This is a genomic window from Psychrobacter immobilis, from assembly GCF_904846185.1.
GTDB lineage: Bacteria > Pseudomonadota > Gammaproteobacteria > Pseudomonadales > Moraxellaceae > Psychrobacter > Psychrobacter immobilis_B.
The window spans coordinates 54,338-79,746 of record NZ_CAJGZQ010000009.1 but is presented as its reverse complement, the minus strand read 5'-3'; the positions used below and the strand labels follow the sequence as shown (position 1 = coordinate 79,746).

The window sequence follows — 25,409 nt, the reverse complement described above, 5'->3', positions numbered from 1 at the left end:
TCTAATGATCAAAGAGATTAAGCAAGACGGCGAAGCGCGTATGCAAAAAACACTGGAAGCGCTTGAGAGCACTTTTAGCAAAGTCCGTACAGGGCGCGCACATCCAGGTATGTTGTCAGGCGTGATGGTTAGCTACTACGGGTCGCCTACACCTTTGAATCAAGTAGCGAGTGTCAACGTTGAAGACTCACGTACGCTCATGGTTCAGCCGTTTGACCGTACCATGGTACAAGCAATTGACAAGGCGATTCGCGAAGCAGATTTGGGTCTCAACCCAGTGACCGCCGATGTGATTCGTGTACCGATGCCAGCATTGACAGAAGAAACACGCCGCGACATGCAAAAGCTTGCGCGTGGAGAAGCAGAAAGTAGCCGTGTTTCTATCCGTAATATTCGCCGTGATATGATGAATGACATCAAAGAATTGGCCAAAGAGAAAGAGATCTCAGAAGACGACGAGCGCCGTGCCAGTGACGATATCCAAAAAATCACTGACAAGTATATCGAAACCATCGATAAACGTTTGAGCAAAAAAGAAACTGACTTGATGGACGTGTAAAGCACTGGTTTTTCGATCATGTAAGACAAAAATCCGTTACATCATATCCTTATAATAAGCAGCCAATCTGTCAATACTATTGGCTGCTTATTATTGTGTAGATGGTACCGATAATAGCGTCAATGTTATATCAATCGGATACGGCAATAGGCTTGCTCAGATTTGTAAATCTGTATTTTATAAGCGTTATCTTGCAAACTAAATCACGCCCATAGACGGGTTTATGATAAGTTTGTGAATTATGGTTATGACGCTTTCTAATCGTTATCGCAGCCGTTATTATTATTTTACCTTAACAATAAGCACTTTCGCCTATGTCCACTTCAGCCGTTTTGGCTCCTGATCTTCTTCCACGCCATATCGCTATCATCATGGATGGCAATAATCGTTATGGTAAAGCCAATGATTTGGGCAAAGGCCAAGGGCATGTGGCTGGCAAAGATGCACTCGATCCTATCGTCGAGTATTGCATCAATACGGGTATCGAAGTATTAACGGTATTTGCATTTTCTAGTGAGAATTGGCAACGCCCGCCCAGTGAGGTGGCACTACTCATGCAATTGTTAGCCTCGACCATTCATGAGCAAATACCACGCATGAATGAGTATCGTATTCGTCTGCGTTTTATTGGTGACCGCAGTCAGCTGAGTGATGCTTTGCAAGCATTAATGGCGGACGCTGAAGCAAAAACAGCAGACTTTAAAGCCATGACTCTAGTCATCGCTATCAGTTATGGTGGGCAATGGGATATTGCCCATGCGGTAAAACAGCTGGCGCAGCAAGTAGAGGCTGGTCAGTTACGTGCTGATGATATTAACAAAGAATTGCTCGGTAACTATGTGCAATTAGCAGATGCACCAGCAGTAGATATGCTGATACGCACAGGCGGTGAATACCGAATTTCTAACTTTTTATTGTGGCAGTCAGCCTATGCTGAGCTATTCTTTACCCAGACATTATGGCCGAATTTTGCAGCCGATGAGCTGTCAGCAATGGTAAAAGAGTTCGCTCAGCGGCAGCGCCGTTTTGGCAAAACCAGTGAGCAGATAGTGATAGAGCAAGCAAGTCGTTAATGGTGTTAAGCATTTGCCTGTTATTTTATAAAGGAAAAAGCTCTTACAAAGCCGCTATCGTATATGTAGTTAATATTGCTTGTTTGTGAAATAATAAACCGCGTCAATAAGCGTCAACTGCTATTAGTGGGCTATTGTAGATTAGCTGCTATAATGCACGTTTTGACCATGCGTTTTTCATTATTATAAGGCTCAATAAGTATGTGGCAACGAATTAAGACGGCAGTTGTTCTCGTTATTATCGTTGGTATTGCAATGTTTGCGAGCCAAACCCCTATTTTATTTGCACCGCTGTTAGCGATTGGCGTTATTATTGCCGCTCATGAATGGACTAAGCTGATGCCTAAGTGGCGTCATCCTGCGCTGTTTGTGCTATTGGTTTTGGTGCTGACCCTAGTATCACTCATGTTTAAAGTCACATGGCTGTTTTGGTGGGTGGCTTCACTGGCTATATGGTTAATGGCACTGTCTTGGGTGCGAGTGTTCCCGACTCATACCAATTGGTATGGTAAAAAACTGGCATTGATGGGTGCGGTGATATTGACCGCATCGATTACGGCGATGTTTTATTTGTGGCAACTGTCAGCATGGTGGTTGCTCTATGTGTTCCTTTTGGTCTGGTGCGCAGATAGTGGCGCTTATTTTGTGGGGCGTAAGCTCGGTCGCCGCAAAATGGCACCGAACGTCTCACCCAATAAAAGTATGGAAGGGCTGGCTGGTGGCTTGGTCACTGGTCTGCTCGTGGTCATTGCCATCAGTGTATTTAAGTTGCAATTGACGGGCGCTGCGCTCATTGCCTTTGTGTCATTGTCGGCAATAACAATTTTAGCCTCGGTACTTGGCGATTTATTTGAGTCGATGCTTAAGCGCCGCGCTGATGTCAAAGATTCAGGAACGATTTTACCGGGGCATGGCGGCGTGCTTGACCGTATCGACTCACTGCTATCTGCTACACCGATATTTGCGCTTGGTTTTTGGGCGATACAGCAGTTAGGTTTGATAGTGGTTTAGGACTAAAAAAATAATTCATAGACGATGATACGCCCTAATTATAGTGGTTAAGATGAGTGACTAATCAATACACTGGATATCGTCCATCTCTTATTTATCAGACGTTTTATCGATTTCTTATTTAATTTTTTAGAGTATCATTTACAGGCACCGATGGTTATGACGCAACGCATCGCCGTACTAGGCGCGACAGGTTCGATTGGCGATAGCACGTTAGCAATATTAGCGGCGCAACCACAGCTTTACACGGTCTACGCTCTGTCAGGCTATCACCGTTTAGACAAGCTGTTTGCACTTTGCCAGCAGTTTTTGCCAAAGCGCGTGAGCGTACCGACCGCCGCAGTCGATGATTTTGCCCAGCGACTTCGTGCGGCAGGTCTTGACATCGATGTGGTAGGGGGCGAAGCAGGGCTGGTTGATATTGCCACTGATTCGCAGACGGATACCGTTGTCGCTGCGATCGTAGGCGCAGCTGGTCTGCCTTCTACTTTAGCCGCTGCTCGTGCAGGTAAGCGTATTTTACTAGCCAATAAAGAAGCGCTGGTGATGGCAGGGCAAGTGATGATTACTGCCGTCAAAACGCATAATGCTACTTTGTTACCGCTCGACTCTGAGCATAATGCTATTTTTCAGTGTTTACCACTGGCTATTCAGCAGGACAATACTCAAATTCATCAGCCAAACCACGGCGTGCGCAAGTTATGGTTAACGGCCTCTGGTGGACCGTTTTTGCAAAAATCGTTTGCGCAGATGCAGCAAGCGAGCGTCGCTGAAGCAGTCAAACATCCAAATTGGTCAATGGGTCAAAAGATATCTGTCGATTCAGCAACGATGATGAATAAAGGGCTTGAGCTGATTGAAGCTTGTCATTTGTTTGATTTGCCTGAAAATAAGATAAATGTGGTGATTCATCCACAAAGTATCATTCACTCAATGGTAGAATATAGCGATGGTAGCTTTTTGGCGCAGCTCGGCAGTCCCGATATGAAAACGCCCATTGCCCATGCGCTCAGTTACCCTGATCGTATTGAGAGCGGCTCGCAGCCGTTAGACTTATTTGCGCTCAATGGTTTAGAGTTTATTGAGCCTGACTTGCAAAAATTTGCGTGTTTGCGTTTGGCAAGACAGGCGATGCAAGCGGGCACACAAGCGACGATTGTCTTAAATGCAGCGAATGAAATTGCTGTGGCTGCGTTTTTGGCTGGAAAAATTCGCCTGACCGACATTGCTGATATCAATGAGCAGGCTTTGAATGATATACAGCTGCCACCGTTAAATGAAACGGCTGACATAGAAGATATACTAGCAATTGATAAAATAGCACGTCACCTTACAGAAAAACTTGTGGCAAAGTTGGTGTAACTGTATCAATAACTGCGTCGTTAAAAAACGATGTTAATAAAAGATGCTAAGAAAGAATGCTGAGAAACCATACTGAGAAAAGATCATGACATTTTTATTAACGCTCCTTGCGGCAATATTTGTCTTAGGTCCGCTTATTGCCTTACATGAGTGGGGACACTATATCGTCGCTCGTCTTTGCGGCGTTAAAGTCTTGACCTATTCTATCGGGTTTGGTCCCAAACTCTTTGGCTGGACGAGCAAAAAAAGCGGTATTGATTATCGTATTTCCGCTTTGCCACTTGGTGGTTATGTCAAAATGCTCGATGAGCGCGAAGGTGAGGTAGCAAAAGCTGAGCAACATTTGGCGTTTAATCGTCAGCATCCGCTAAAAAAGATTGCGATTGTTGCAGCTGGTCCTATCATGAACTTTATCATTGCTATTGCGCTGTTTTGGGTGTTATTTATGACACCATCAGAGCAGTTGGCGACGAAGATTGGGCAGGTATTACCTGATACGCCTGCCGCAATGGCACAGTTACCAGTTGGTGACAAAATCGTTGCGATTGATGGGCATGAGGTACAAACGTGGGAAGGCATCAACTATCGGCTTGCTGGGCGGATGGGCGAGACGGACAATGTCAGTATTACTCTGCAATCAGAGACACAAGCTGATAATGCAATCAAAACTTATCAAGCGCCCGTAACTCAGTTTATGCAAGGCAGCGCGCAAGGTAAAGATGCGTTGACCAGCTTTGGCATGCTGCCATGGCAACCAGATATTGCACCGATAGTAGGTGATTTGACCGCTGATGGTGCCGCCAGTCGCCAAGGTCTAAAAGTAGGCGATCGTATTATTGCTATCAATGATCAACCAATTAAAGATTGGCTCAGTGCTACTCGTATCATTCGTGACAGTCCTGAAACTTTGCTGAATTTCACAGTATTGCGTGATGGTAAAACCGTACAGCTTCAGATTATGCCGCAAGGTAAAAAAGACAATTTGGGTAACGATTATGGGCAAATTGGTGCTATGGTGGCACAGTCCGAAATTGTTATTCCTGACGCTTACAAGACCACTGTAGTCTATGGCCCTGGTGAGTCATTGGTGAAATCATTTGAGAAAACTGAACAGCTTGCAGTGATGACCGTCAGCTCAATGGGTAAGATGCTATCAGGCATGATTGGTTTGGACAATTTGTCAGGTCCGATTACCATCGCCAAGGTGGCCAAACAGAGTTTTGATATCAGTTGGCAGATGGTGTTATCGACGGCAGCTTTGATTAGTTTGAGTCTTGCTGTACTAAATCTTTTGCCCATTCCTGTATTGGATGGCGGTCATATTGTGTATTATCTTATTGAATTGATTCGTGGTAAGCCACTCTCAGAAGGGATGCAAATGATTGGACTAAATATCGGCTTACTCTTGCTGGCAGGTTTCATGGTGTTAGCAATTGGTAATGATATTAGTCGGCTGTTTTGACCAGCGAATCGCTAATATAATCGATAAGGCACGAGATACTAATGGTTTTACGCCTATTATGGGATGATTATGACCATGATAGGTAGCATGCTTTGTATCATGGCCTCTGTACTAATCGTAATTTTTAGTTTATTTTGTGATGCATTTTATATAAAGTGTTCTGAGTCTGCTGCGTATGCGCTTAAATTTCATGCGAAATGCGCTAGACAATATGGGCTTTTTAACTTAACTTAAGCAAGTTTTTTATTGACGGATAGTGTTTATGCGTACGCCTTTATTTATGAGCGCGGCAGGGTTGCCGTTAGTTGTAGCGATGATGAGTATGCCAGTACAGGCTGCAGAATTTGTAGTCACTGACATCGGTTTCAATGGTTTGCAACGTTTAACCCCCGATAGCCTCTATCCGGTTCTACCTATTTCGGTAGGGGATACGGTAAACGACAGTAGTTTAGCGGCCAGTATTAAGGCGCTTTATGCGACCGAAAATTTTGCTGATATTCAAAGCCGTATCGAAGGTGGGCAGCTACGGTTTGATGTCGTTGAGCGCCCAACGATTGCTGAAGTCAATTTTGAGGGCAATAAGCTCATTCCAAAAGAAGGGCTAGAGCAAGGGTTGGACAACGCTGGTCTGTCTGCCGGTAATGTGCTGAAACAAGCCACGCTACAAGGCGTCGCCAATGAGCTACAGCAGCAATATATCAGCCAAGGCTATTACAACAGCAATATCGAGGTTGATCAAACGTTACTTGATGGCAATCGCGTCAAGCTCGACGTGCGTTTTGTCGAAGGCAAACCTGCCAAAGTGGTCGATATTAATATCATTGGCAATAAACACTTTAGTGATGAAGAAATCAAAGACGTTTTTGCGGTAAAAGAGTCTTCGTGGACACGTCTGCTGTCAAAGTCTGATCGTTATGCCAAAGAAAAACTGGCTGCCAGTTTAGAGAATCTAAAAGCGCTTTACCAAAACGATGGTTATGTGCGTTTTGCAGTAGATAATGCGGTGCTTAACATCAGTGAAGATAAGAGTAGTGTGTTTATCGAAGTGAGTCTAAGCGAAGGCGAACAATATCAGTTTGGCGAAGTGAATTTCTTAGGTAAGCCGACTTTTGAGAACAATGAACTAACAGAGTTGGTGACTTTTGCACCCAATGAAAAATACTCGCAAGCCAAGCTCGATGAAACCACTGCGGCACTTAAGAGTCGTTACGGTAATGAAGGCTATTATTTGGCGCAGGTGAGACCAGTACCACGTATCAATGACGAGACCAAAGTAGTGGATATCGATTATTTCATCGACCCTGCACGTCCCATTTACGTTCGTCGTATTAATTTTACTGGTAACATCAAAACTCAAGACGAAGTACTGCGCCGAGAAATGCGTCAATTAGAAGGCGCATTGGCGACTAGTGACAAAATCCAGTTGTCACGGACACGTCTGATGCGTACAGGCTTCTTTAAAGCTGTCAACGTTGATGTAAAACCAGTACCGAACCAACCAGACCAAGTAGATATCAATTATACGGTTGAAGAGCAGCCTTCTGGTAGTTCAACGATTGCCGCGGGTTACTCGCAAAGCGGCGGTGTGACTTTCCAGTTAGATCTAACACAAAATAACTTTATGGGTACAGGTAACCGTGTGAAAGCGGCACTATCACGCTCAGAAACCCGTGATTCTTATAGCTTGGGTTATACCGATCCGTACTTTACCGAAAACGGCGTCTCACAAGGTCTTAGTGCCTATTATCGTGAAACGAAATACGATGATAGAAACGTCAGTAACTATGTCACCGATTCTTATGGTGCTACGCTGAACTATAGTTATCCTGTTGATGAAACCAAACGCGTTAGTGCCGGTTTGAATGTTGATAATACGTCAGTACGTGGTGGTCGCTTCTTAGGTATATCAAACGTTCAGCAAATTATTGATGATGGCGGTACGTTTGAGAACTTTGTCAATGATGACAATGAGGCTTCTGGACGCACAGGCTTCAAAAATGATTACAATACTTATAACCTACTGTTTGGCTGGGACTACAGCACCTTAGATCGTCCAGTGTTTCCGACCAAAGGTATGAGCCATACGGTCGATGCCACCATTGGCTTGGGTGATACCAACTATCAAAAACTTATTTATAGCGGCAACATCTATTATCCTTTATACAAAGACTGGGTAGCACGCGGTTATACTAAGCTTGGTTATGGTAATGATTTGCCATTTTATGAAAACTTTTACGCTGGTGGCTATGGCTCTGTACGTGGTTATGAGGCCTCAACACTTGGGCCAAAATCACAAACGTATTATGATGCAGTCAATGATCCAACTAATCAAACCTTTTTAGCAGAAGAGGTCGGTGGCAATGCGCTAGTCAGCTTCGGTAGTGAGCTAATTTTGCCAATGCCGTTTAAGGGTGATTGGGCAGATCAAGTGCGTCCAGTATTGTTTGCCGAAGGTGGTCAGGTATTTGATACCTCGGATAAAGAAGATCGTAACTTTATTAATCCTAATACTGGTAACCGCCCTGTGGATAAAGATGGCAATCCTGTTGATATTCCATTGCTGACACAAGACAATAGTATGCGCTTTAGTGCGGGTGCAGGTATAACCTGGTATACGCCAATTGGTCCAATTTCACTAAGTTATGCTATACCTATTGGTGATAAAGAAGGCGATGAAACTGAAAAAGTTCAGTTCCAGATTGGTAATACGTTCTAACGTAGCATGATTGTTTGCGTTCATGTCATTAACCATAGCAGTTACTTACATGAACGCAGCATCTGTTAGATATTAGTAGATCGCCAAGGTGATTGTTCAGCTTGGCGATTGTCTTATTCATAATAATATTTATATTAATAGTCACTATGATAACGATTGAGCAACTTATCACTCGGATTGAGCAGCGTCAGCCCATCACCAATAAGGCTGAAATCAGCGCTGAACAGTTACGTCAAAAATTCAGCAGTATTGGTAGTTTGACCACGGCTGGTCATAATCAGTTAAGCTTTTTGGCCGATCCTCATTATATTTCTAGTCTGGCTATTAGCGAGGCAGGGGCTGTATTGGTTACTGGAGAATATCGCGACCAAGTGCCCGCCACAGCGATAGCGTTAGTCGTCGCAAGCCCATACTTAGCTTATGCTGGTGCTAGTCAGTTGTTTGCTCGTGAGTCACTGTCTGGTGGTATTCATCCTAGCGCTGTGATTGCTGATAGTGCTGTCATTGGTGAGCAGGTGAATATCGGACCTTTTTGTGTGATAGCCGATTATGTGCAAATTGGTGCGCGTAGCTCACTTGCGGCGCATGTGGTGATCGAAGAAAATACGACTATTGGTACTGATGGTGTTATCAAATCACAAGTGGTGATTGGGCATGATTGTGTCATTGGTGATCATGTGAGGTTACACGCGGGTGTCAGTGTGGGTGCAGAAGGTTTTGGTTTTGCACCAACCAAAGATCCTAGTACCAGTGGCTGGGAGCGTATTGCTCAGTTAGGACGGGTCGTAATTGGCAACCATGTGCGAATTGGTAGTCAAACTTGCATTGATCGAGGTGCCATTGACGATACGGTCATTGGCAATCACGTTATTATTGATAATTTGGTACAAGTTGCTCATAACGTGCGTATCGGTGATGGCACAGCCATCGCGGCTCAAACGGGTATTGCAGGCAGCACTAGTATCGGCAAGCGCTGTATTATTGGCGGTGCGGTCGGTATCACAGGTCATATCGAGATTACAGATGATGTCACTTTATCTGGGATGACCATGGTAACCAAATCTATCAAAACCGCTGGTTCATACTCCTCTGGAACGGCTGCTATGCCGACAGCTAACTGGCGACGGGCAGCTGTACGCTTCCGTCAGCTTGGGCGTGATTAGCGCAAATATCAACGCATATATACAAACACAGTAAAATCATAGCGATTTGAAACATAGCAAGGAAGCACCATTATGAGCAGCACCGATATCGATATTTTGAATGATAAAGAAATGAAAAGCTTAGCTGAGCAAGGTCTTACGCTGCCATTAACCTATCATACGTTAAAGCATTATTTGCCACACCGTTATCCTTTTCTTTTAGTAGATAAGATTATTGATTGCACACCTGGTGAGTGCATTACAGGTATTAAGAATGTGACTATCAATGAAGAGTTTTTCAATGGTCATTTTCCTGATGAGCCGATTATGCCAGGGGTGCTTATGGTTGAGTGCATGGCTCAGGTCTCAGGCGTGCTCGGATTTATCAGTGCTGGTCTAACCGCAGAAGATGGTTATTTATATCTGTTTGCAGGTGTTGATAAAGTCCGTTTTAAACGTCGAGTGATTCCTGGTGATCAGTTGACTATTCGTGCTAAAACAGTGATGCAGAAGCGCGGTATTTATAAATTTGACTGTACTGTACATGTTGACGATGAGTTAGCTGCCAGTGCGCAAATAATGATTGCTCGCCAAGAACAATAACGTTTACTAATAGCCATTGTGGCTCGTAGCCGACCTAATTCTTTAAACAAAGCGTCTAAAGAATTAGGTCAAAGCGGGTCATAAGCATTATAATTGACACTCGCATTTAACAGCAGAGCCATGCTTAGGTTTTCTCATAAAACTAAATTGGCTGTATTTGTTTTACTATTTACTCGCATCAGATCATACAAAGGCCCACATTATGAGTCAGATCCATCCAACAGCACTCATCTCACCGTCCGCCCAAATTGATGAGACTGCTATCATTGGTCCGTATTGTATCGTCGGTGATGAGGTCACTATTGGCGCTCACACGGTTCTGCATCGCCATGTAGTTGTTACCAAATTGACTCGTATTGGTCAACACAATGAGTTTTATCAATTTGCGAGCATTGGCGAAGATCCTCAGGATTTGAAGTATGCTGGTGAGCGTACTTGGCTTGAGATTGGCGATCATAATACTATTCGAGAAGCCTGTAGTTTACACCGCGGCACCGCACAAGATAGTGAGCTAACTAAGATAGGCAGCCATAATCTACTGATGGTGAACACTCATGTGGCTCATGATTGTGTGATTGGCGATCATAATGTATTGGCCAACAATGTTGGCGTTGCAGGGCATGTGACTATTGGTAATCACACGATTATTGGCGGTAATTCAGGTATTCATCAGTTTTGTACGGTTGATGACTATAGCTTGATTGGGGGCGCAAGTCTGATTCTAAAAGATGTAGCCGCCTTTACCATGGTATCTGGTAATCCAGCAACGACTCATGGTCTCAATGTGGAAGGCATGCGTCGTAAAGGATGGTCAAAAGAGACAATTGAGGTATTGCGTCAAGCTTATCGTATGATTTTTAGATCTGGTCTGACGACCGTGCAAGCGCTTGAGGTTTTGAATAATGAGCTGCTACCAAAAGAGCCGAAAATCCAGTTGCTCATTGATTCACTACAAAAAAGCCGTCGTGGTGTGGTGCGTTAGAACGGCGATTGGCTTTTGCTGAAAATCATATATAGTATGCCTTTTTTAATTAGCCAAACTCTTGTCAGTTATAGATAAAATTACCAGAAGCCATAACCAATTGTTATGGCTTTTTATGTTTATGAGCGCTTGACTTTTTTGGTGGCTTAGCAGAAACTGAGCCTTTACGATATTGTAAACAATTCTTTCTTAATGTTGCTGGACGCCTCACATTGAGGTGTTTATTGAATAGCCTGATATTTCTCATGGCTATTTATGATAATCAAGGAAGATTATCAGTGATGTTAATTGAAGCACGAGGACGGAAAAAATGGCTATTAATAAACAAGAACATGCACAGTGGAGCTCAAGTTTTGGCTTCGTATTGGCAGCGGTTGGTTCAGCAGTTGGTTTGGGAAACATATGGAAGTTTCCCTATATGGTCGGTGAAAGCGGTGGTTCAGCTTTCGTTATCGCTTATTTATTCTGTATCGCGCTGGTAGGTTTTCCGATTCTAGTCGCTGAATGGCTGATTGGTCGCCGTGGGCAAAAGAACCCAGTCAACACTTTTGCGGATGTTGCAGCAAGTGAAGGTAAGTCGCGCAGTTGGGGCATCATTGGCGCGTCAGGTATTTTAGGTGGTTTCTTAATTCTATCGTTTTATAGTGTGATTGGCGGTTGGGCACTCAACTACATTACTAAAGCAGGTACAGGCAGTTTTATTGGTCAAGACAGTGATTCTATTGCTGCGACCTTTGATGCTATGTTGGCTTCAGCAGGTACATTGACGATTTGGCATACCGTGTTTATGGCTATTACTGCTTTGATTGTCGGTATTGGTGTGACCAAAGGTATCGAAACCACGGCTAAAGTCTTAATGCCACTACTCGGCGTGATTTTGTTCGTCATCGTTGGTTATAACGTGATTAACGGTGGTTTTGGTGAAGCAGTGGCTTATCTATTTACACCGGATCTTAGCAAGTTGACTGGGGATGTGATGCTTGCAGCATTGGGTCATGCCTTCTTCACTCTATCTATTGGTATGGGTATTATGATTGCTTATGGCTCATATTTGGGTCGTGAAGTGAACTTACTAAAAACCGCCCGTACTGTTGTGATTTTAGATACGGTTATTGCTTTGGCTGCTGGTCTAGCAATCTTCCCAATCATCTTTAGCAATGGTCTAGACCCTGCTTCGGGTCCTGGTCTTATCTTTGTCAGCTTACCGATCGCTTTTGGTAGCATGGGTGCAGGGACGATCATTGGTACGTTGTTCTTCTTACTTATTACTTTTGCTGCTATTACCTCATCAATCTCATTGCTTGAGCCAACCGTTGAGTTTTTAGAAGAACGTACACCGATGAGTCGTACGGTATCAACCATTGTTGCCAGTACAGTGATTTGGCTATTAGGCGTTGCGGCACTACTATCATTTAACCTATGGTCTGACTTTACTATCATGGGTAATGGTATCTTTGATGCATTGGATAAAATTACAAGTAAATTCCTTCTCCCGCTAACGGGTCTTGCTGCAATTATTTTCGTTGGTTGGCAAATGGATCAACGCAGTATTCAGCAAGAGCTTGGTCTGTCTAATGGTGCATGGCAATTATGGCAAATCGTTGCTAAGTTTGTAGCACCAATTGCCGTGCTCGTGGTATTTGTAACCTCGTTAATGGGCTAGTACTGATTAACTAGAAATAATAAAAGCAACACACTAAAAAGGGCTTAAGATAATTCTTAAGCCCTTTTTATAGCTATGACAATGGCAAAAATATGATTAGCGTAGATTTAACTCAGGTACTGTTTGTCCACGTTTGTTATAAAATTCGCTGACAAACTCATCAAATTTGTCTTGTTCAATGGCATCACGAATACCTTGCATCAAACGCTGATAATAGCGCAAGTTATGGATAGTCGCTAATTGAGCGCCTAGCATCTCTTTACACTTATTAAGATGGTAGAGATAAGCACGGCTAAAGTTTTGGCAAGTATAGCAGTCGCACTCAGGATCTAGTGGACCTTCGTCATTGCGATACTGGCTGTTACGGATACGTACCACACCAGCATTGTCTGCATCGCCTGTGACGAAGTAGTGACCATTACGCGCGTTACGCGTCGGCATCACACAGTCGAACATATCGACACCGCGACGTACACCTTCAACTAAATCCTCAGGCTTACCAACGCCCATCAGATAGCGTGGCTTATCTGCTGGCATATCATCAGGGAGGTAGTCTAGGACATCTATCATTTCATCTTTTGGTTCACCAACCGACAGACCACCGATGGCATAACCATCAAAGCCGATATCGAGCAGGCCTTCAAGTGATTGCTGACGCAAATCAGGATACATACTGCCTTGAATAATGCCAAATAATGCGTTGGTGCTGCCCAGTCTTTTGTGCTCATCAACACAGCGCTGTCCCCAACGTAAGGACAACTCTAACGATTTTTTTGCTTCGTCATGAGTTGCAGGATAGGGCGTACACTCATCAAATTGCATGACGATGTCTGAGTTCAAGCTGTACTGAATCTGCATCGATTTTTCTGGAGACAGAAAAACTTTCGCACCATCGATAGGAGATTTAAAGTCGACCCCTTCTTCGGTGATTTTACGCATGGCACCCAGACTGAATACCTGAAAGCCACCTGAATCGGTCAAGATAGGCTTATCCCAATGCATGAACTTATGCAAACCGCCGAATTTATCGATGACCTCAGTACCTGGACGTAACCATAGATGAAAGGTATTGCCTAAAATGATATCCGCACCAATGGCTTCAATATCACGTGGCAGCATGCCCTTGACTGTACCATAAGTGCCAACAGGCATAAACGCTGGCGTTTGTACGTCGCCATGATTGAGATGAACCGTACCACGGCGCGCACGCGTGTCACCGCTGGCCGTTTTATGTAAGACAAATTGCATATGATTATCGCTATTTACGCTATGAAAATGGTGATAATTATAGCATTGTTAGCAGTTTTTTTGGACATGGATGTTTATGAGGTATTGATATATCTGATAAATGTGTCTTTTGGTTAATAGTATTTTGTCATAACCAAAAGACACAGACAGTACTTATGAGTAGTTGGTAAAGTAGAAATCATAATGGCGAGACAGTAACCATTGCTAAGCGATGTTTTAACTGCTGGAGATATCCTATGAAAAAGGCAACCTACTTATTATTAAGTGGTTCATTATTAACCTCAGGAGCAGCTATGGCTACCGAAGAGCCGAATTATACAGTGTTGTCGCAAATGGATGACTTTGAGCTGCGTCGTTACGATAAGCAGCTAGTAGCGCAAACGTTGGTAAGTGGTGACCAAGACTCAGCGAGTCGCGAAGGGTTTAAAGTGTTAGCCGACTATATATTTGGCAATAATACAGCGGCAACTGGCGGCAGTAGTAAAATTAGCATGACTGCGCCCGTTACAATGCAGCCTAATAACAAAAAGAGTGATAGCGAATCACAAAAAATTGCGATGACAGCACCAGTAAGCATGCAGCAAGATGATGGTAAGTGGCGTGTACAATTTACTATGCCTAGTAAATACACGATGCAAACACTGCCAAAGCCCAATAATCCAAACATCACGATTACCGAGGTGCCAGCACAGACGTACGGTGTGATTAAGTTTTCAGGGTTGGCAGGCAGTAAAAAAGTAGCGACTAAAACGGAAGAGCTACAATCTTGGATGCAAACCCAAAATTTGACTATAACGGGCGAGCCTGAACTGGCACGTTATAATCCGCCTTGGACGCTGCCTTTTTTGCGCCGTAATGAAGTGATGATTGCTTACAAGTCAAAGTAATACTAGGCTCAAAGTATAAGATGAGCGTTGTCACATTTGTTAAGCTTATTATAAGTAGGACTTGCATTTGTTTGCCGTGCTATTCAAATTTTTGGAAATGATATGCCCATAAAAAAAGACAGCAAATGCTGTCTTTTTTGTACTGAGTTTTTAAGAAAATAAACTTAGTCTTTTTGCTCACGGATGATATTCAGCATACGACGTAGCGGCTCGGCTGCGCCCCATAATAGTTGATCACCAACGGTAAATGCGCCTAGATACTCAGGGCCCATATTGAGCTTACGCAAGCGACCTAGTGCAACTGTTAATGTACCAGTCACGGCTACTGGCGTTAAGCGGTTCATGGTGGCTTCTTTGTCGTCTTCTACCAAGTCCAACCACTCGTTGCCGCTATTTTTTAGCGCCGCTTCGATTTCTTCTAGTGGAATGTCTTTTTTGAGCTTGATGGTTAAGCCTTGTGCATGGCAGCGCATCGCGCCAACGCGGACACACATACCATCGATAGCAATCTTATCAGCTTCTGCGTTACCAAGGATTTTATTGGTTTCAACACCACCTTTCCATTCTTCTTTTGACTGCTTGTTCTCTAGTTGAACATCAATATATGGAATCAAGCTACCAGCTAGTGGTACACCAAAGTACTGGGTAGGGAAGTCGTTCGAGCGTTGGGTTTGCGCGATTTTTTTATCAATTTCAAGAATAGCGCTAGCAGGATCAGCCAATTCATCTTTGACCGCATCATGCAATACACCCATACCACTGATTAGCTCGCGCATGTTGTTTGCACCAGAGCCACTAGCGGCTTGATAAGTCATGGCGCTGACCCATTCTACCCAGCCTTTATTAAACAGCTCACCGATAGCCATGAGCATCAGTGACACGGTACAGTTACCACCGATAAAGTCTTTTTTGCCATTGGCTAGGGCGCTGTCAATAACGGCGCGATTGACTGGATCGAGAATGATGATGCTGTCATCTTCCATTCGCAAGGTGCTTGCCGCATCAATCCAGTAGCCATTCCAGCCACTATCACGTAGCGGTTGATGGACTTGCGAGGTATAGTCGCCGCCTTGGCAGGTAATGATGACATCACAAGCTGCTAGCGCGTCAATATCATGAGCATCTTTTAATTGGCCGGTATGAATACCATCAAGGCTTGGGGCATCACCACCTGCATTGCTGGTTGAGAAAAACACGGGTGTAATACCGTCAAAATCTTTTTCCTCAGTCATACGTTGTATTAATACTGAACCGACCATGCCGCGCCAGCCTACCAAGCCTACTGTTAAATTACTCATGAAACTCAATCCTTTTTACCGTAAATTGTTGCATTGCCAGCCGATAACAATGCCGTGAATAGCCATAAAAAGCAAGGCGTTTTGGCCGTTTTTAGTGATTTTTCATACACTATTAATGATGTTCAGTATAACTTTAAGTTATTAACCTAACGGCGATAGTGGCGATGCCTCACTCGACACAAGTAGATAGCCCTAAAAATAAAATTTGCCCGTAGTATTCGTTATGGTGGGCGAATTAAAAGTGTAATGTTTTATAGCGGTTAACGAATAATCCATGCTCATCAGTAGGCGATAACCTTCTGAAATGCTAAAGTAAACAGCTAACGTCAGTTCAGTTAAAACCATGGCGATATTCATCATTTAATAGACGGCTAATACATACTATGGATCTCTCACTATTATATTACAGCATACAGTGGCTAGCAGGGTTCATCGCATTTGTGACGATTTGGGGCTGGATACCACTGGATAATTGGTGGGTGCGCGGTGTTGAATTTCCGCGTATTCAGATCATGGTGTTGGGTGTCATCGCTTGGATTGGTATGCTGATTTTTTGGTCAGAGTGGCAGCTGGGACAGTGGCTGTTATTTACCGTCTTAAGCATTACATTAGCCTTTCAGCTCAGGATGGTATTGCCTTATACCAAGCTATGGAAAAAAGAAGTTCAAAAGGCAAAAGACAAGCCAGAAGGGCAGGCGCATCAACTAAAAATAATGGTATCAAATGTATTGACGCCCAATGATGACACCCAAAAATTGGTGGATTTGGTGAAGCAAAGACAGCCTGATATTTTAATTACGCTAGAGAGTGATGAAAAATGGGAAAAAGCGCTGCATCAAATCGAGGCTGATTATCCTTACACCGTGAAAGTGCCACTAGATAATCTATATGGGATGCATCTTTATTCTAAGCTTGAGTTGATTGATCCTGAAGTTAAGTACTTGATGATTGATGACATACCTTCTATTCATGCCCAACTGCGCCTGCAAAGTGGTCGCGTGATTTGGTTATATTGCTTGCATCCCATGCCGCCAAGCCCGACGGAAGCGGATAAGTCTACTACCCGCGATGCTGAGCTATTGATGGTTGGCAAACACATAAAAGAAAACAAGCAAACGGCGATATTGGCAGGCGACCTCAATGATGTAGCATGGTCAAAGACGACTCGACGCTTTCAACGTATCTCAGGATTGTTGGATCCGCGTATTGGTCGACATTTTATCAATACATTTCATGTCAGCTATCCATTTTTACGTTGGGCGCTGGATCATATTTTCCATAGTGCTTGCTTTACAGTAGTGGATATTCGGCGTATGCCGTCGATAGGCTCGGATCACTTCCCTGTTATGACGACTTTACAATACGAACCAGAAGAGGAGAGCAATCAAGCGCAAAATGCCCCTACTGCAGAAGCGGAAGATATCAAAGAGACCGATCATAAAATAGTAGAAGGTAAAAAAGAAGGTGAAAAAGTCTCAAAGGAACATGCAGAAGAGCAGAGAAGTTAGGGTTAATAGCCTGCCAATACTATAGCCATCGTATGATGCAATGTTAAAAAAGGCTGTAAGCATATGCTTACGTTAAATAAGGTCTTTAGCCTCTAGTCGCATTAAACTGATTACCCTACAATACCTGCATCAACACAAGGATACGCATGGATGCAGTGTTGAGACAGTATCAATAAAAGCACAGGTCAGCCCGCTGTCTTATAGGATACTGTTTATGACTTAGGATGAGTCAGCATGGAAGAAATAATAACAACAATATGAAGCGCCATAGCCCCGAACCAATCGCCCTAGGTTCGGGGCTTTTCTTTGTGTGCGTAATGCTTACATTTATTTTATTCGATATTCTTGTGTTTGGATATGCTGCAATATATTTGAGATTACCTTCTGATTATTTTTAGCGCATAAATAAACGTCAATAAAAAAAGGGTACATGCATTAGCATATACCCTTTTTGACAAAGCATTATTAGATTTGACTTATCGATGCCTGTATCAGTTAGCCAAGTACTTGGATGTAAGCACCTGCGCGTAGCTCTTGTAGCCAGTCTTCTTTGGCTTGCGGTGCTAAGCGCTGATAAAGCGCTTGACGTGCCATGTTACGACGATATTGATCGCTAATATCTTGTTGGCGTTTGCCTTCTATTTTCAATATATGCCAGCCAAACTGGGTTTTGAAAGGAGCAGAGTAGTCACCAACCGCTGTGTTTTTCATCATGGCTTCGAATGGACCAATCATATCTTCTTCACTCACCCAATCAAGATCGCCACCGCGCCCAGCTGAACCGGGATCATCTGAATAGGTCGATGCTAAACCAGCAAAATCAGCGCCGCTGCGTAGCTGTTCATACAAATCATTAATCTTTTGCTCAGCAAGCGCGTCTGTCTGTAGCTCATCAACTTTCACCAATATGTGACGAGTACGCCACTGCGGTATCAGCATAGTGTCGCTGGCTTTTTTGTCAGCCAGTTTGATGATATCGATGCCTTCAGGCGTTATTAATGGTGCGCTGACCGCACCAACCTCAAGTTTGGTAATTTCACTTGATAGCTCTGTAGGTAGAGACGCGGCTTTATGAAAGCCCATATCGCCACCTTGTAGCGGAATAGGATAGTTGCCTTGGCTAGCAGCGACTGCTTCAGCGACATCAACGTTTGGTGCAAGCAGGCGAGTCCGCAGAGCTTCTGCTACCTTTAACGCCTCATTGCGTTGGGCTTCTGAGAGTCGGCTGTAGTCATCCATGTAAGGCACTCGTACATGAATCGTTTGATACTCACTCTGGTTTAAGCGCTTGGCTTCAGGCGAGGCCAAAAATGCATCAATATCCTGTTCGCTAATGCGCACGCGGTTACCGATTTGGCGCTGTTGCAAGGCTTGAATGGCTGCGTCTTCGATTAATTGCGCACGTAGCGCCGCATAGCTACCAGGTTTTGCTGCGTCCAAACGCTGTTGCAAAGCTGAGATGCTCGTCAGCCCTTCTGCTTGAGCGATTTGACTAAGGCGCTGATTAATAGCCGCTTCATCAGGGTTTAAACCGACGCGCTTGACCATTGATAGTTGTAACTCACGCAATATGAGCGCATTTAACACCTCAGACTGTAGCTGTGCTGAGTTTGCTATTGGTTCACCTGCTGCTTGTGCACGTGCTTGTGCTTGAGTGATAGCATCGATCAAATCACTCTTTAAGATAGCATTTTCATTGACTAAAGCAATAATACCGTCGGTGCTATTGGCTGGCGTCAAACGATTGACGTTATTCTGCGCGGTCACGGCATTTGCTTGAGGCGCTTGTGATTTTGCAGGTTTAACGGTGGCAGCTTGGGCGCTCAATGTAAGCGCAAGGCTGGCACTCATAGATAGCAATACAGCACGGCTGGTTTGACGTAAAGAAAAAAATCTCATGATGCTCCTCATCAATGTCATCGCATCGGATGGTAGTTGGTCAACGCTGTTTAATACTTTTAACAGTCAAATATTAGACAGGGTTGACCATAATAGGGTTACAAACAGGGTTATGAAATACATAGCAAAAATATTTATACAAGCACGGTCTTAATCTTTCCAAGCAGTCTGGACAGGTTCAAAGCCCAAGATTTTATCAGAGAGTAAGCGAGTCAGGCGGCTGCTACCACTACCCAAACCATTCAATCTAATCTCTGCCATAATGGCTTGCGTTGGTTTGTCTTTGACATTTAAGTCATTATAGTAACGACGACCATAAACTGCAAAACCAAAGCAGCAATCTTCGTAATCAACGCCGACCAACGAATCAAGGACTTTATCACGATTGTAATCGTATTGACCTTGAGCCAAGATTCGCCAGCTGTTATTGATTGGAAAGACAGCCGATGCGGTAAAAGCAGAGAGTGGCAGCTGATCGGTGTTTTCATCACGTTGACGTTTGACAAATCCAACATTAAACAAGCTGTTGTCAGACGGCTGATAACGCAGCTCAGTCGTAATATAATTTAAATCATAATCATTGGTCAGTGCGCCACTAACATCAACCCAAAAGTTGTTGTAAGGCTGCGTGCTGGTATCCCAAACCATCCCTGAAGATGAAGAGGTGAAGACAGGTTGCTGATCATCAAGCGTAACACGTCCATTATCGATATAAAACTGCTCTGCAATGCTACCATCAAAACGTGTCACACCCGTTGCGTCGATGTAACGATAATTGATACCAGGAGTAATCGAATGCAAATCTTGCAAGCGATCATGTCCTAAAAACCAACTGTCAGAGAACAGCTGTTCATAGTTAATAGAGGCAATACGCGTATTAAAGTTCGGAATATCGTTTTGGTCTTCATATGGCGAGTAGGTGTATTTCAATCGCGGGCTCAGCAAGCGATAGCCACCCATGGTGTCGTCGAATGCACCAAAAGGCGAGCCTGCTTGATAGAAATTCAGACCTGCATCGATACTGGCTTGCGGTACAAATACCGACTGGCTACCGTCTTTATCACTCAACTGATTGTCGGCTAAGCTATCCTCATCATAAGAGGTATAGAGATGTTGTAAGCTCAGTTTGGGCTTGATATAACCCCAAGATTTTTCCATTGGATAAACGGCGCTGAGTTTATTATAAATTCGCCCGCCACTTTTTTCATTCTCAGAGCCATCGTCGATGGATTTCTTGAAATAAGCGGAATCGTGTACACCAGTGATATCGAAGCTCTTCGCCCAAGGCAGTCGATAATCGAGCTTGAGCTGCGGCAATCTTGAATAAGGCTTATCTTTATCTTCTAAGGGTTTACCATTACTGGTAAAAGCGTCTAGAGTTTGAAAGGTTTCTACCTTCAATTCACCATCAACATAGTCATTATAATAATTGACACGCGCACGGCGTGGTAAGTTTATGGTGCTGTCTGATAGACCCAGCGTGTCAAAATCATTGAGGTAGTCTGAATCTGACACATAGCTGTATTTTGCATCACCGCTTAAGCGTGGAATGCTCTTAGATGACCAATAATGATCATAAAAGAAGCTAGAGCGGTCTTCGTCATTGTACTCTTTGTCATTAGGCAAATATGAACCATTAAAAATACCTTCGCCATAACTTTCGGTCAGGTAGCGAAACTCGCCTGACACCATAGGATTGCGATCGGTATAAATATGGGTATTGAGCGTGGCATCATAATTGGGTGCCAAATTGAAATAGTAGGGTATATCAACCTCAAGACCACTTTCACTACTGATACTGGCATTCGGCAATAAAAAACCACTGCTGCGACGATTATCAATCGGAAAGTTGAAATAAGGCAAATAGAACACAGGCACGTCAGCGATACGGAAAGTAGTGTTATAGGCTTTGCCGCGACCTGTATCGGTATCTAAATCAATGCTTTTGGCATCAAACTGCCATTTACGATTGGTTGGTGGACAGGTACTAAACATGACATCATCTAGCTCATATTGACTGTCATTCGGTCTGTTCAAGCGCTTGGCATAACCATGAGCTTGCAGTTCTACACTAGCAAAAGCCACATCATTGGCTGTCGACTGTCCAGTTTCAGTATTATAATTTAAGCTATCGGCGACCCCAATAAGCCCGCCTTTTGATGCTTTCTCAGTGAAATTGGCTTGGGGGTTATTCGATGAGCGGTTTGGCGCATTGCTATCTAGTGCGTTGCTGGGTGATACTTGCTGACCTGTCGCTTGGTCAGTAAACATGACTTTACCTTGAGCGGCGGCTACGCCATTGCTCAAATCTAACAAGACTTTTTCTGCTTCTATCTGCTGGGTACCCTGATTGATGATGACATTGCCCGACAGCTCTGCATAGTCGACATTGTCGTAATAACCATAATCTGATTCTGAAAACAGCGGCGCTTGATTATTCGGGAGACCATTTAAGTTTGGCGCAGGCTGTCCATTGGTTGCTCCCGCCTCATTGACCGCGCGTTGATAGTTGGGGTTGCTCTTTGGATAAACCCATTGACCTTCGCAGCGTTGGGCGCTATCTACGGCATTCGGTAATAACTGTAAGTTTTTACCCACTTTTGGAATGATTTGCGGGGTAGGTGTTAGCTCGTTTTGAATGACATCTTGGTTAGCATTATCTCTATTGTTTAACGTTGAGGCATCTGTATCAGGTGTCAGCTCATAAAATTCTGCTAAACGCAGCAGACTATCTTGAATACTTTCATCACTCACATCAACTTTACCAGTCTTCTGTGCGGCTTTAGGTGCAGTGGTTTCAGTAAGCTGAGCAGTGCTATTGTTTTGAGTGGTCGCAATCGTATCTGCTGCTGGTAAAAAACCTTGATCATCACTCTCGTTGATGGCGGTAATTTCTAGAGGGCGGTTGTTTAAGGCGCTTTCATTAATAGTATTCTCATTAGAGATCCTGTCGTTAAAGGTGCTTTCACTAAAGGTGCTTTCATTAAAAGTATTGTCAAAACTACTATCTGACGCATTGTTATCAGTAGCAGCCTTTTGAGACGTATTACGCTGAAAGTCAGTTTTTTGATTATTGCTATTTTGATAGCGGATATCGTTATAGTCGCTGTCTTTTTGGACACTACTGCGATTGGCATCAGGTGTAACATCAGAGACATAACGGGTGCTACTGTCAGTGATTAGCGACTCAGTTTGCTGTGTGTCAGCATTGCTGGGCGCAGCACTAACGGTTAGGCTGGACAAGCCTAAGGCACCAAATAAGATCAAACGGATGCTTTGGTAAAGCGGAGAATATAACAAGGGCACACCTATGATTGCAGAGCCTATTGGATTGCGATACTGAATTTAGTAACCATATTATTAATCATGTATGGCGGTTAATAAACGACTAAAAAATCACTGATTGATAATGCTATCTTAAGAATTTGGCTGTTTTACATATAATGACGACTAATCATAGTCAAAAAAAACCAAATCAGCTACACTATTTACCAAAATTTATAATATAGCCGAGCTGTTTTTTGAATGGTTGCTGAGGTTATGCTCAGCGCTAGATGTCGAATGATATCCCAATACGCCTGCTATCGCAGTTTTTTTGGCTCAAGACGTTGCTATTTTAACAAGGTTTTGCCTGACTTATCACTACTTTAATTGTTTATGACTTATATTTAACCTGCGATGCCCATTATGACTGATAAAACACTCTTAGAGCCTAATATGATCGATACCAAACTCAATAGCCGTCTACAACAATTAGAGAGCTGGTTGCAGCAAGTATTTGCTGGTCAAGCGTTCCAACTCGATAGTCTACCCGGTGACGCAAGTGCTCGCCAATACCATAGAATCCAGCTGTCAGACAGTAATGACACGACAGTCGCACATTATATTGTTATGGATTCAGCGGACGAACAAGACGCCATGCGCCAGTTTATCAATGTGACTAAGCTGATGGCACCGGCGATCAATGTGCCGACGCTCATTGCGCAAGACGTGACGAAAGGATTTTTGGTGTTACAGGATTTTGGTGCGATAGAGTTCGCCCATCTGCTCGTTGATGCGACGCCTGCGCAGATAGATGAGCATTATCAGTTGGCAATGCAGACGTTGGTCGCGCTACAGACCGTGCCAGTTGAAACAGCAAAGTCGCAACATCAATTGCCAGATTATGATACCGAGTTATTAGATCGTGAGATGGATTTATTTAGCGATTGGTTTATACCTTATATCGGTGTCGAGTTTGATAAAGCATTATGGAATACTTTAAAAGAAGCCTTAATAAAAGAGATTTTGCAGCAACCACAAGTCATCGTCCATCGTGATTATCACAGTCGCAATTTGATGCAAGACCAAGCGGATCGTTCGCGCTTAGGCGTGATTGACTTTCAAGACGCCGTCATCGGCTCTTATACTTATGATTTGGTGTCATTGCTGCGAGATGCTTATGTAGAATGGCCAGAGAGCCAAGTCTCTGCATGGATTAATGATTTTTGGCAGTTGCAAAAGCAGGCAGGCTTGACTACGGCAGATAGCATAGAGCAGCTCGAAAACGATATGAATGTCATGGGTGTACAGCGACATTTAAAAGTGTTGGGAATTTTTATTCGCTTGTCTGAGCGAGATGGCAAAGACCGCTATTTGGCAGATATTCCTAAGGTGATGCGTGATTTAATGTTCGAGTTAGAATGGTTAGAGGCGCACGGTAGACTGCATATGCAACAAGCAGTAGCGCCGTTTAATGAGAGTCTCAGGGATAATATACTGCCAGCTTATCAAAGTAAGTTTGTACAGCAATATATTTAGAACGAACCACTTGCGAGCTTTATCTGATGCGAATGCTCATCTGATAAGTAATGCTCATTTGATAAGTGACGTTAAAAAATTAGCAAATTTTAATCTGAATGTATAATCCCATAAAATAAAAAAAAGGAGCGCACATGTCTGAGATTGACCGAGCAATGATTACCCAAGCAATGATTTTGGCTGCTGGTAAGGGCACGCGTCTGCGCCCGTTAACACTGGATACACCCAAACCTCTGGTCGAGGTGAGTGGGCAACCGCTTATAGTCTGGCACATTAAAGCGCTACAAGCGGCTGGTATCACTGATATCACCATTAATGCGTCATGGCTGGCTGATAAGCTGATGGATACACTGGGTGGTGGCAGTCAATACGGTGTTAAATTGCATTGGTCAGTAGAGAATGATGAGCCTCTAGAGACCGCAGGTGGTATTTTTCAAGCGTTACAAACTGGCAAGCTGCGCGATGAGCCATTTATCTTAGTGAACTCAGATGTATGGACGACCTATGATTTTGCGCAGTTGCGAGATTATAAGCTTGGCGCAGATCAGCGCGCACATCTGTTATTGATTGACAATCCAGAGCATAATAACGGCGGTGATTTTGCGATCAATAATGGTTTAGCCAGCGAGCAGCCGATTGGTGATGCAGACAAATACACCTTTGCTGGTATTAGTGTGATGTCACCACGATTGGTCGATGGGCTGGTATCAGGTCAGCCAGCGGCGTTGGCACCATTGCTTAAGCAAGCGATGATAAAGTTCCAAATCACGGCTGAAATCATTTCTGATAATTGGATAGATGTGGGCACGCCTGAACGCTTAGCGCAGGTAAATGAATTTATCAAAAGTAACGGTGTTGATCACCATCAAGGCGCTTAGATTAAGATGCCTAATTCTTATTAATCTTATATAAGTAATCACATAAAAAAGCAGCGTCGATGAATCGGCGCTGCTTTTTTATGTGATATAGCCATGGCTAAGTGGGCTGCAAATGATTGCTAGATGCCCATAGCCAACTTGATCAATTGAGCAATCGTAAAAATAACTGCAAACCCTGCTATATATAGCCCAACGAACCATGCCCATTGTGACTGTTTCTTACTGAGCTTCTTCATGCTCGCCTCCTACTACGTGTTAATGCGCTTTAAAAAGTGTAGCCACTGCTCATATTTGCAGTAGCCACATTTTTATATCCTC

General features: G+C 43.7%; 19 protein-coding genes. 14 read left to right on the top strand and 5 right to left on the bottom strand.

The genetic code is table 11. The annotated features are described in order from the left end of the window. The first annotated feature begins 4 nt into the window (after positions 1 to 4). From frr to JMW94_RS06680, 10 genes are all read left to right on the top strand, one after another. Positions 5 to 559 carry a ribosome recycling factor gene (gene frr / locus JMW94_RS06725; RefSeq protein ID WP_045451790.1) on the top strand — a complete coding sequence of 185 codons (555 nt, stop codon included), beginning with the start codon at positions 5 to 7 and terminating at the stop codon, positions 557 to 559. Positions 560 to 873: 314 nt separating this feature from the next. After that, positions 874 to 1,632, top strand: a complete 759-nt coding sequence (gene uppS / locus JMW94_RS06720) for a polyprenyl diphosphate synthase (protein WP_201603379.1) — start codon at positions 874 to 876, stop codon at positions 1,630 to 1,632. Between the two features lie 201 nt (positions 1,633 to 1,833). Next, positions 1,834 to 2,643, top strand: coding sequence for a phosphatidate cytidylyltransferase (locus JMW94_RS06715; RefSeq protein WP_201559876.1), 810 nt, complete (start codon positions 1,834 to 1,836; stop codon positions 2,641 to 2,643). 153 nt (positions 2,644 to 2,796) lie between these two features. Beyond that, entirely contained in the window at positions 2,797 to 4,005 is a 1,209-nt protein-coding gene (ispC, locus tag JMW94_RS06710) for a 1-deoxy-D-xylulose-5-phosphate reductoisomerase (protein WP_201603364.1), read from the top strand. An 85-nt stretch (positions 4,006 to 4,090) separates the two neighbouring features. Further along, a complete protein-coding gene (gene rseP / locus JMW94_RS06705) occupies positions 4,091 to 5,467 on the top strand; it encodes an RIP metalloprotease RseP (RefSeq protein WP_201603361.1) in 1,377 nt (458 codons plus the stop codon). A gap of 262 nt (positions 5,468 to 5,729) precedes the next feature. Continuing rightward, positions 5,730 to 8,183, top strand: a complete 2,454-nt coding sequence (gene bamA, locus JMW94_RS06700; protein WP_201603356.1) for an outer membrane protein assembly factor BamA — start codon at positions 5,730 to 5,732, stop codon at positions 8,181 to 8,183. A 146-nt stretch (positions 8,184 to 8,329) separates the two neighbouring features. Beyond that, on the top strand, positions 8,330 to 9,346 hold the full coding sequence (gene lpxD, locus JMW94_RS06695; protein ID WP_201603353.1) for a UDP-3-O-(3-hydroxymyristoyl)glucosamine N-acyltransferase: 1,017 nt from the start codon (positions 8,330 to 8,332) through the stop codon (positions 9,344 to 9,346). Positions 9,347 to 9,418: 72 nt separating this feature from the next. Next, a complete protein-coding gene (fabZ, locus tag JMW94_RS06690; RefSeq protein ID WP_045444990.1) occupies positions 9,419 to 9,928 on the top strand; it encodes a 3-hydroxyacyl-ACP dehydratase FabZ in 510 nt (169 codons plus the stop codon). Between the two features lie 202 nt (positions 9,929 to 10,130). Then, positions 10,131 to 10,910: an acyl-ACP--UDP-N-acetylglucosamine O-acyltransferase gene (gene lpxA, locus JMW94_RS06685; RefSeq protein ID WP_060490688.1), complete on the top strand. Its 780-nt coding sequence runs from the start codon at positions 10,131 to 10,133 to the stop codon at positions 10,908 to 10,910. A 310-nt stretch (positions 10,911 to 11,220) separates the two neighbouring features. Then, the gene (locus tag JMW94_RS06680) at positions 11,221 to 12,573 is read left to right on the top strand and encodes a sodium-dependent transporter (RefSeq protein ID WP_087814621.1); all 1,353 of its coding nucleotides are present in this window, start codon (positions 11,221 to 11,223) and stop codon (positions 12,571 to 12,573) included. 96 nt (positions 12,574 to 12,669) lie between these two features. Here JMW94_RS06680 and tgt read toward each other — a convergent pair whose 3' ends face one another. Beyond that, positions 12,670 to 13,821 (bottom strand): tRNA guanosine(34) transglycosylase Tgt, encoded by a 1,152-nt coding sequence (gene tgt / locus JMW94_RS06675; RefSeq protein ID WP_198329785.1) that lies wholly within the window; start codon positions 13,819 to 13,821, stop codon positions 12,670 to 12,672. 236 nt (positions 13,822 to 14,057) lie between these two features. Between tgt and JMW94_RS06670 the strand changes: the two genes are divergently transcribed. After that, on the top strand, positions 14,058 to 14,708 hold the full coding sequence (locus JMW94_RS06670) for an SOUL family heme-binding protein (protein WP_201603350.1): 651 nt from the start codon (positions 14,058 to 14,060) through the stop codon (positions 14,706 to 14,708). 164 nt (positions 14,709 to 14,872) lie between these two features. Here JMW94_RS06670 and asd read toward each other — a convergent pair whose 3' ends face one another. Next, positions 14,873 to 16,006, bottom strand: a complete 1,134-nt coding sequence (asd, locus tag JMW94_RS06665; protein ID WP_201603347.1) for an aspartate-semialdehyde dehydrogenase — start codon at positions 16,004 to 16,006, stop codon at positions 14,873 to 14,875. A gap of 383 nt (positions 16,007 to 16,389) precedes the next feature. On the opposite strand from asd, the gene JMW94_RS06660 reads away from it, so the two are divergent. Continuing rightward, entirely contained in the window at positions 16,390 to 17,514 is a 1,125-nt protein-coding gene (locus JMW94_RS06660) for an endonuclease/exonuclease/phosphatase family protein (RefSeq protein WP_201603344.1), read from the top strand. Positions 17,515 to 18,009: 495 nt separating this feature from the next. Here the strand turns inward: JMW94_RS06660 and JMW94_RS06655 are convergent, their stop codons facing one another. Together JMW94_RS06655 and JMW94_RS06650 are read right to left on the bottom strand one after the other, a co-directional pair. Next, positions 18,010 to 19,413 (bottom strand): peptidylprolyl isomerase, encoded by a 1,404-nt coding sequence (locus JMW94_RS06655; RefSeq protein WP_201603328.1) that lies wholly within the window; start codon positions 19,411 to 19,413, stop codon positions 18,010 to 18,012. Positions 19,414 to 19,563: 150 nt separating this feature from the next. Then, on the bottom strand, positions 19,564 to 22,713 hold the full coding sequence (locus JMW94_RS06650) for an LPS assembly protein LptD (RefSeq protein ID WP_201603325.1): 3,150 nt from the start codon (positions 22,711 to 22,713) through the stop codon (positions 19,564 to 19,566). Between the two features lie 387 nt (positions 22,714 to 23,100). On the opposite strand from JMW94_RS06650, the gene JMW94_RS06645 reads away from it, so the two are divergent. Together JMW94_RS06645 and murU are read left to right on the top strand one after the other, a co-directional pair. After that, on the top strand, positions 23,101 to 24,213 hold the full coding sequence (locus JMW94_RS06645) for an aminoglycoside phosphotransferase family protein (RefSeq protein ID WP_227681666.1): 1,113 nt from the start codon (positions 23,101 to 23,103) through the stop codon (positions 24,211 to 24,213). Positions 24,214 to 24,347: 134 nt separating this feature from the next. After that, positions 24,348 to 25,091: an N-acetylmuramate alpha-1-phosphate uridylyltransferase MurU gene (murU, locus tag JMW94_RS06640; protein WP_320157922.1), complete on the top strand. Its 744-nt coding sequence runs from the start codon at positions 24,348 to 24,350 to the stop codon at positions 25,089 to 25,091. Positions 25,092 to 25,210: 119 nt separating this feature from the next. Here murU and JMW94_RS15110 read toward each other — a convergent pair whose 3' ends face one another. Then, on the bottom strand, positions 25,211 to 25,327 hold the full coding sequence (locus JMW94_RS15110) for a DUF2474 domain-containing protein (RefSeq protein ID WP_413786189.1): 117 nt from the start codon (positions 25,325 to 25,327) through the stop codon (positions 25,211 to 25,213). Between the last annotated feature and the right edge of the window lie 82 nt (positions 25,328 to 25,409).

What these genes read in the sequence shown, in the direction of transcription:
- frr (WP_045451790.1), top strand. Translation starts at nt 5, where the DNA reads ATGATCAAAGAGATTAAGCAAGACGGCGAAGCGCGTATGCAAAAAACA.
- uppS (WP_201603379.1), top strand. Translation starts at nt 874, where the DNA reads ATGTCCACTTCAGCCGTTTTGGCTCCTGATCTTCTTCCACGCCATATC.
- JMW94_RS06715 (WP_201559876.1), top strand. Translation starts at nt 1,834, where the DNA reads ATGTGGCAACGAATTAAGACGGCAGTTGTTCTCGTTATTATCGTTGGT.
- ispC (WP_201603364.1), top strand. Translation starts at nt 2,797, where the DNA reads ATGGTTATGACGCAACGCATCGCCGTACTAGGCGCGACAGGTTCGATT.
- rseP (WP_201603361.1), top strand. Translation starts at nt 4,091, where the DNA reads ATGACATTTTTATTAACGCTCCTTGCGGCAATATTTGTCTTAGGTCCG.
- bamA (WP_201603356.1), top strand. Translation starts at nt 5,730, where the DNA reads ATGCGTACGCCTTTATTTATGAGCGCGGCAGGGTTGCCGTTAGTTGTA.
- lpxD (WP_201603353.1), top strand. Translation starts at nt 8,330, where the DNA reads ATGATAACGATTGAGCAACTTATCACTCGGATTGAGCAGCGTCAGCCC.
- fabZ (WP_045444990.1), top strand. Translation starts at nt 9,419, where the DNA reads ATGAGCAGCACCGATATCGATATTTTGAATGATAAAGAAATGAAAAGC.
- lpxA (WP_060490688.1), top strand. Translation starts at nt 10,131, where the DNA reads ATGAGTCAGATCCATCCAACAGCACTCATCTCACCGTCCGCCCAAATT.
- JMW94_RS06680 (WP_087814621.1), top strand. Translation starts at nt 11,221, where the DNA reads ATGGCTATTAATAAACAAGAACATGCACAGTGGAGCTCAAGTTTTGGC.
- tgt (WP_198329785.1), bottom strand. Translation starts at nt 13,821, where the DNA reads ATGCAATTTGTCTTACATAAAACGGCCAGCGGTGACACGCGTGCGCGC.
- JMW94_RS06670 (WP_201603350.1), top strand. Translation starts at nt 14,058, where the DNA reads ATGAAAAAGGCAACCTACTTATTATTAAGTGGTTCATTATTAACCTCA.
- asd (WP_201603347.1), bottom strand. Translation starts at nt 16,006, where the DNA reads ATGAGTAATTTAACAGTAGGCTTGGTAGGCTGGCGCGGCATGGTCGGT.
- JMW94_RS06660 (WP_201603344.1), top strand. Translation starts at nt 16,390, where the DNA reads ATGGATCTCTCACTATTATATTACAGCATACAGTGGCTAGCAGGGTTC.
- JMW94_RS06655 (WP_201603328.1), bottom strand. Translation starts at nt 19,413, where the DNA reads ATGAGATTTTTTTCTTTACGTCAAACCAGCCGTGCTGTATTGCTATCT.
- JMW94_RS06645 (WP_227681666.1), top strand. Translation starts at nt 23,101, where the DNA reads ATGACTGATAAAACACTCTTAGAGCCTAATATGATCGATACCAAACTC.
- murU (WP_320157922.1), top strand. Translation starts at nt 24,348, where the DNA reads ATGTCTGAGATTGACCGAGCAATGATTACCCAAGCAATGATTTTGGCT.
- JMW94_RS15110 (WP_413786189.1), bottom strand. Translation starts at nt 25,327, where the DNA reads ATGAAGAAGCTCAGTAAGAAACAGTCACAATGGGCATGGTTCGTTGGG.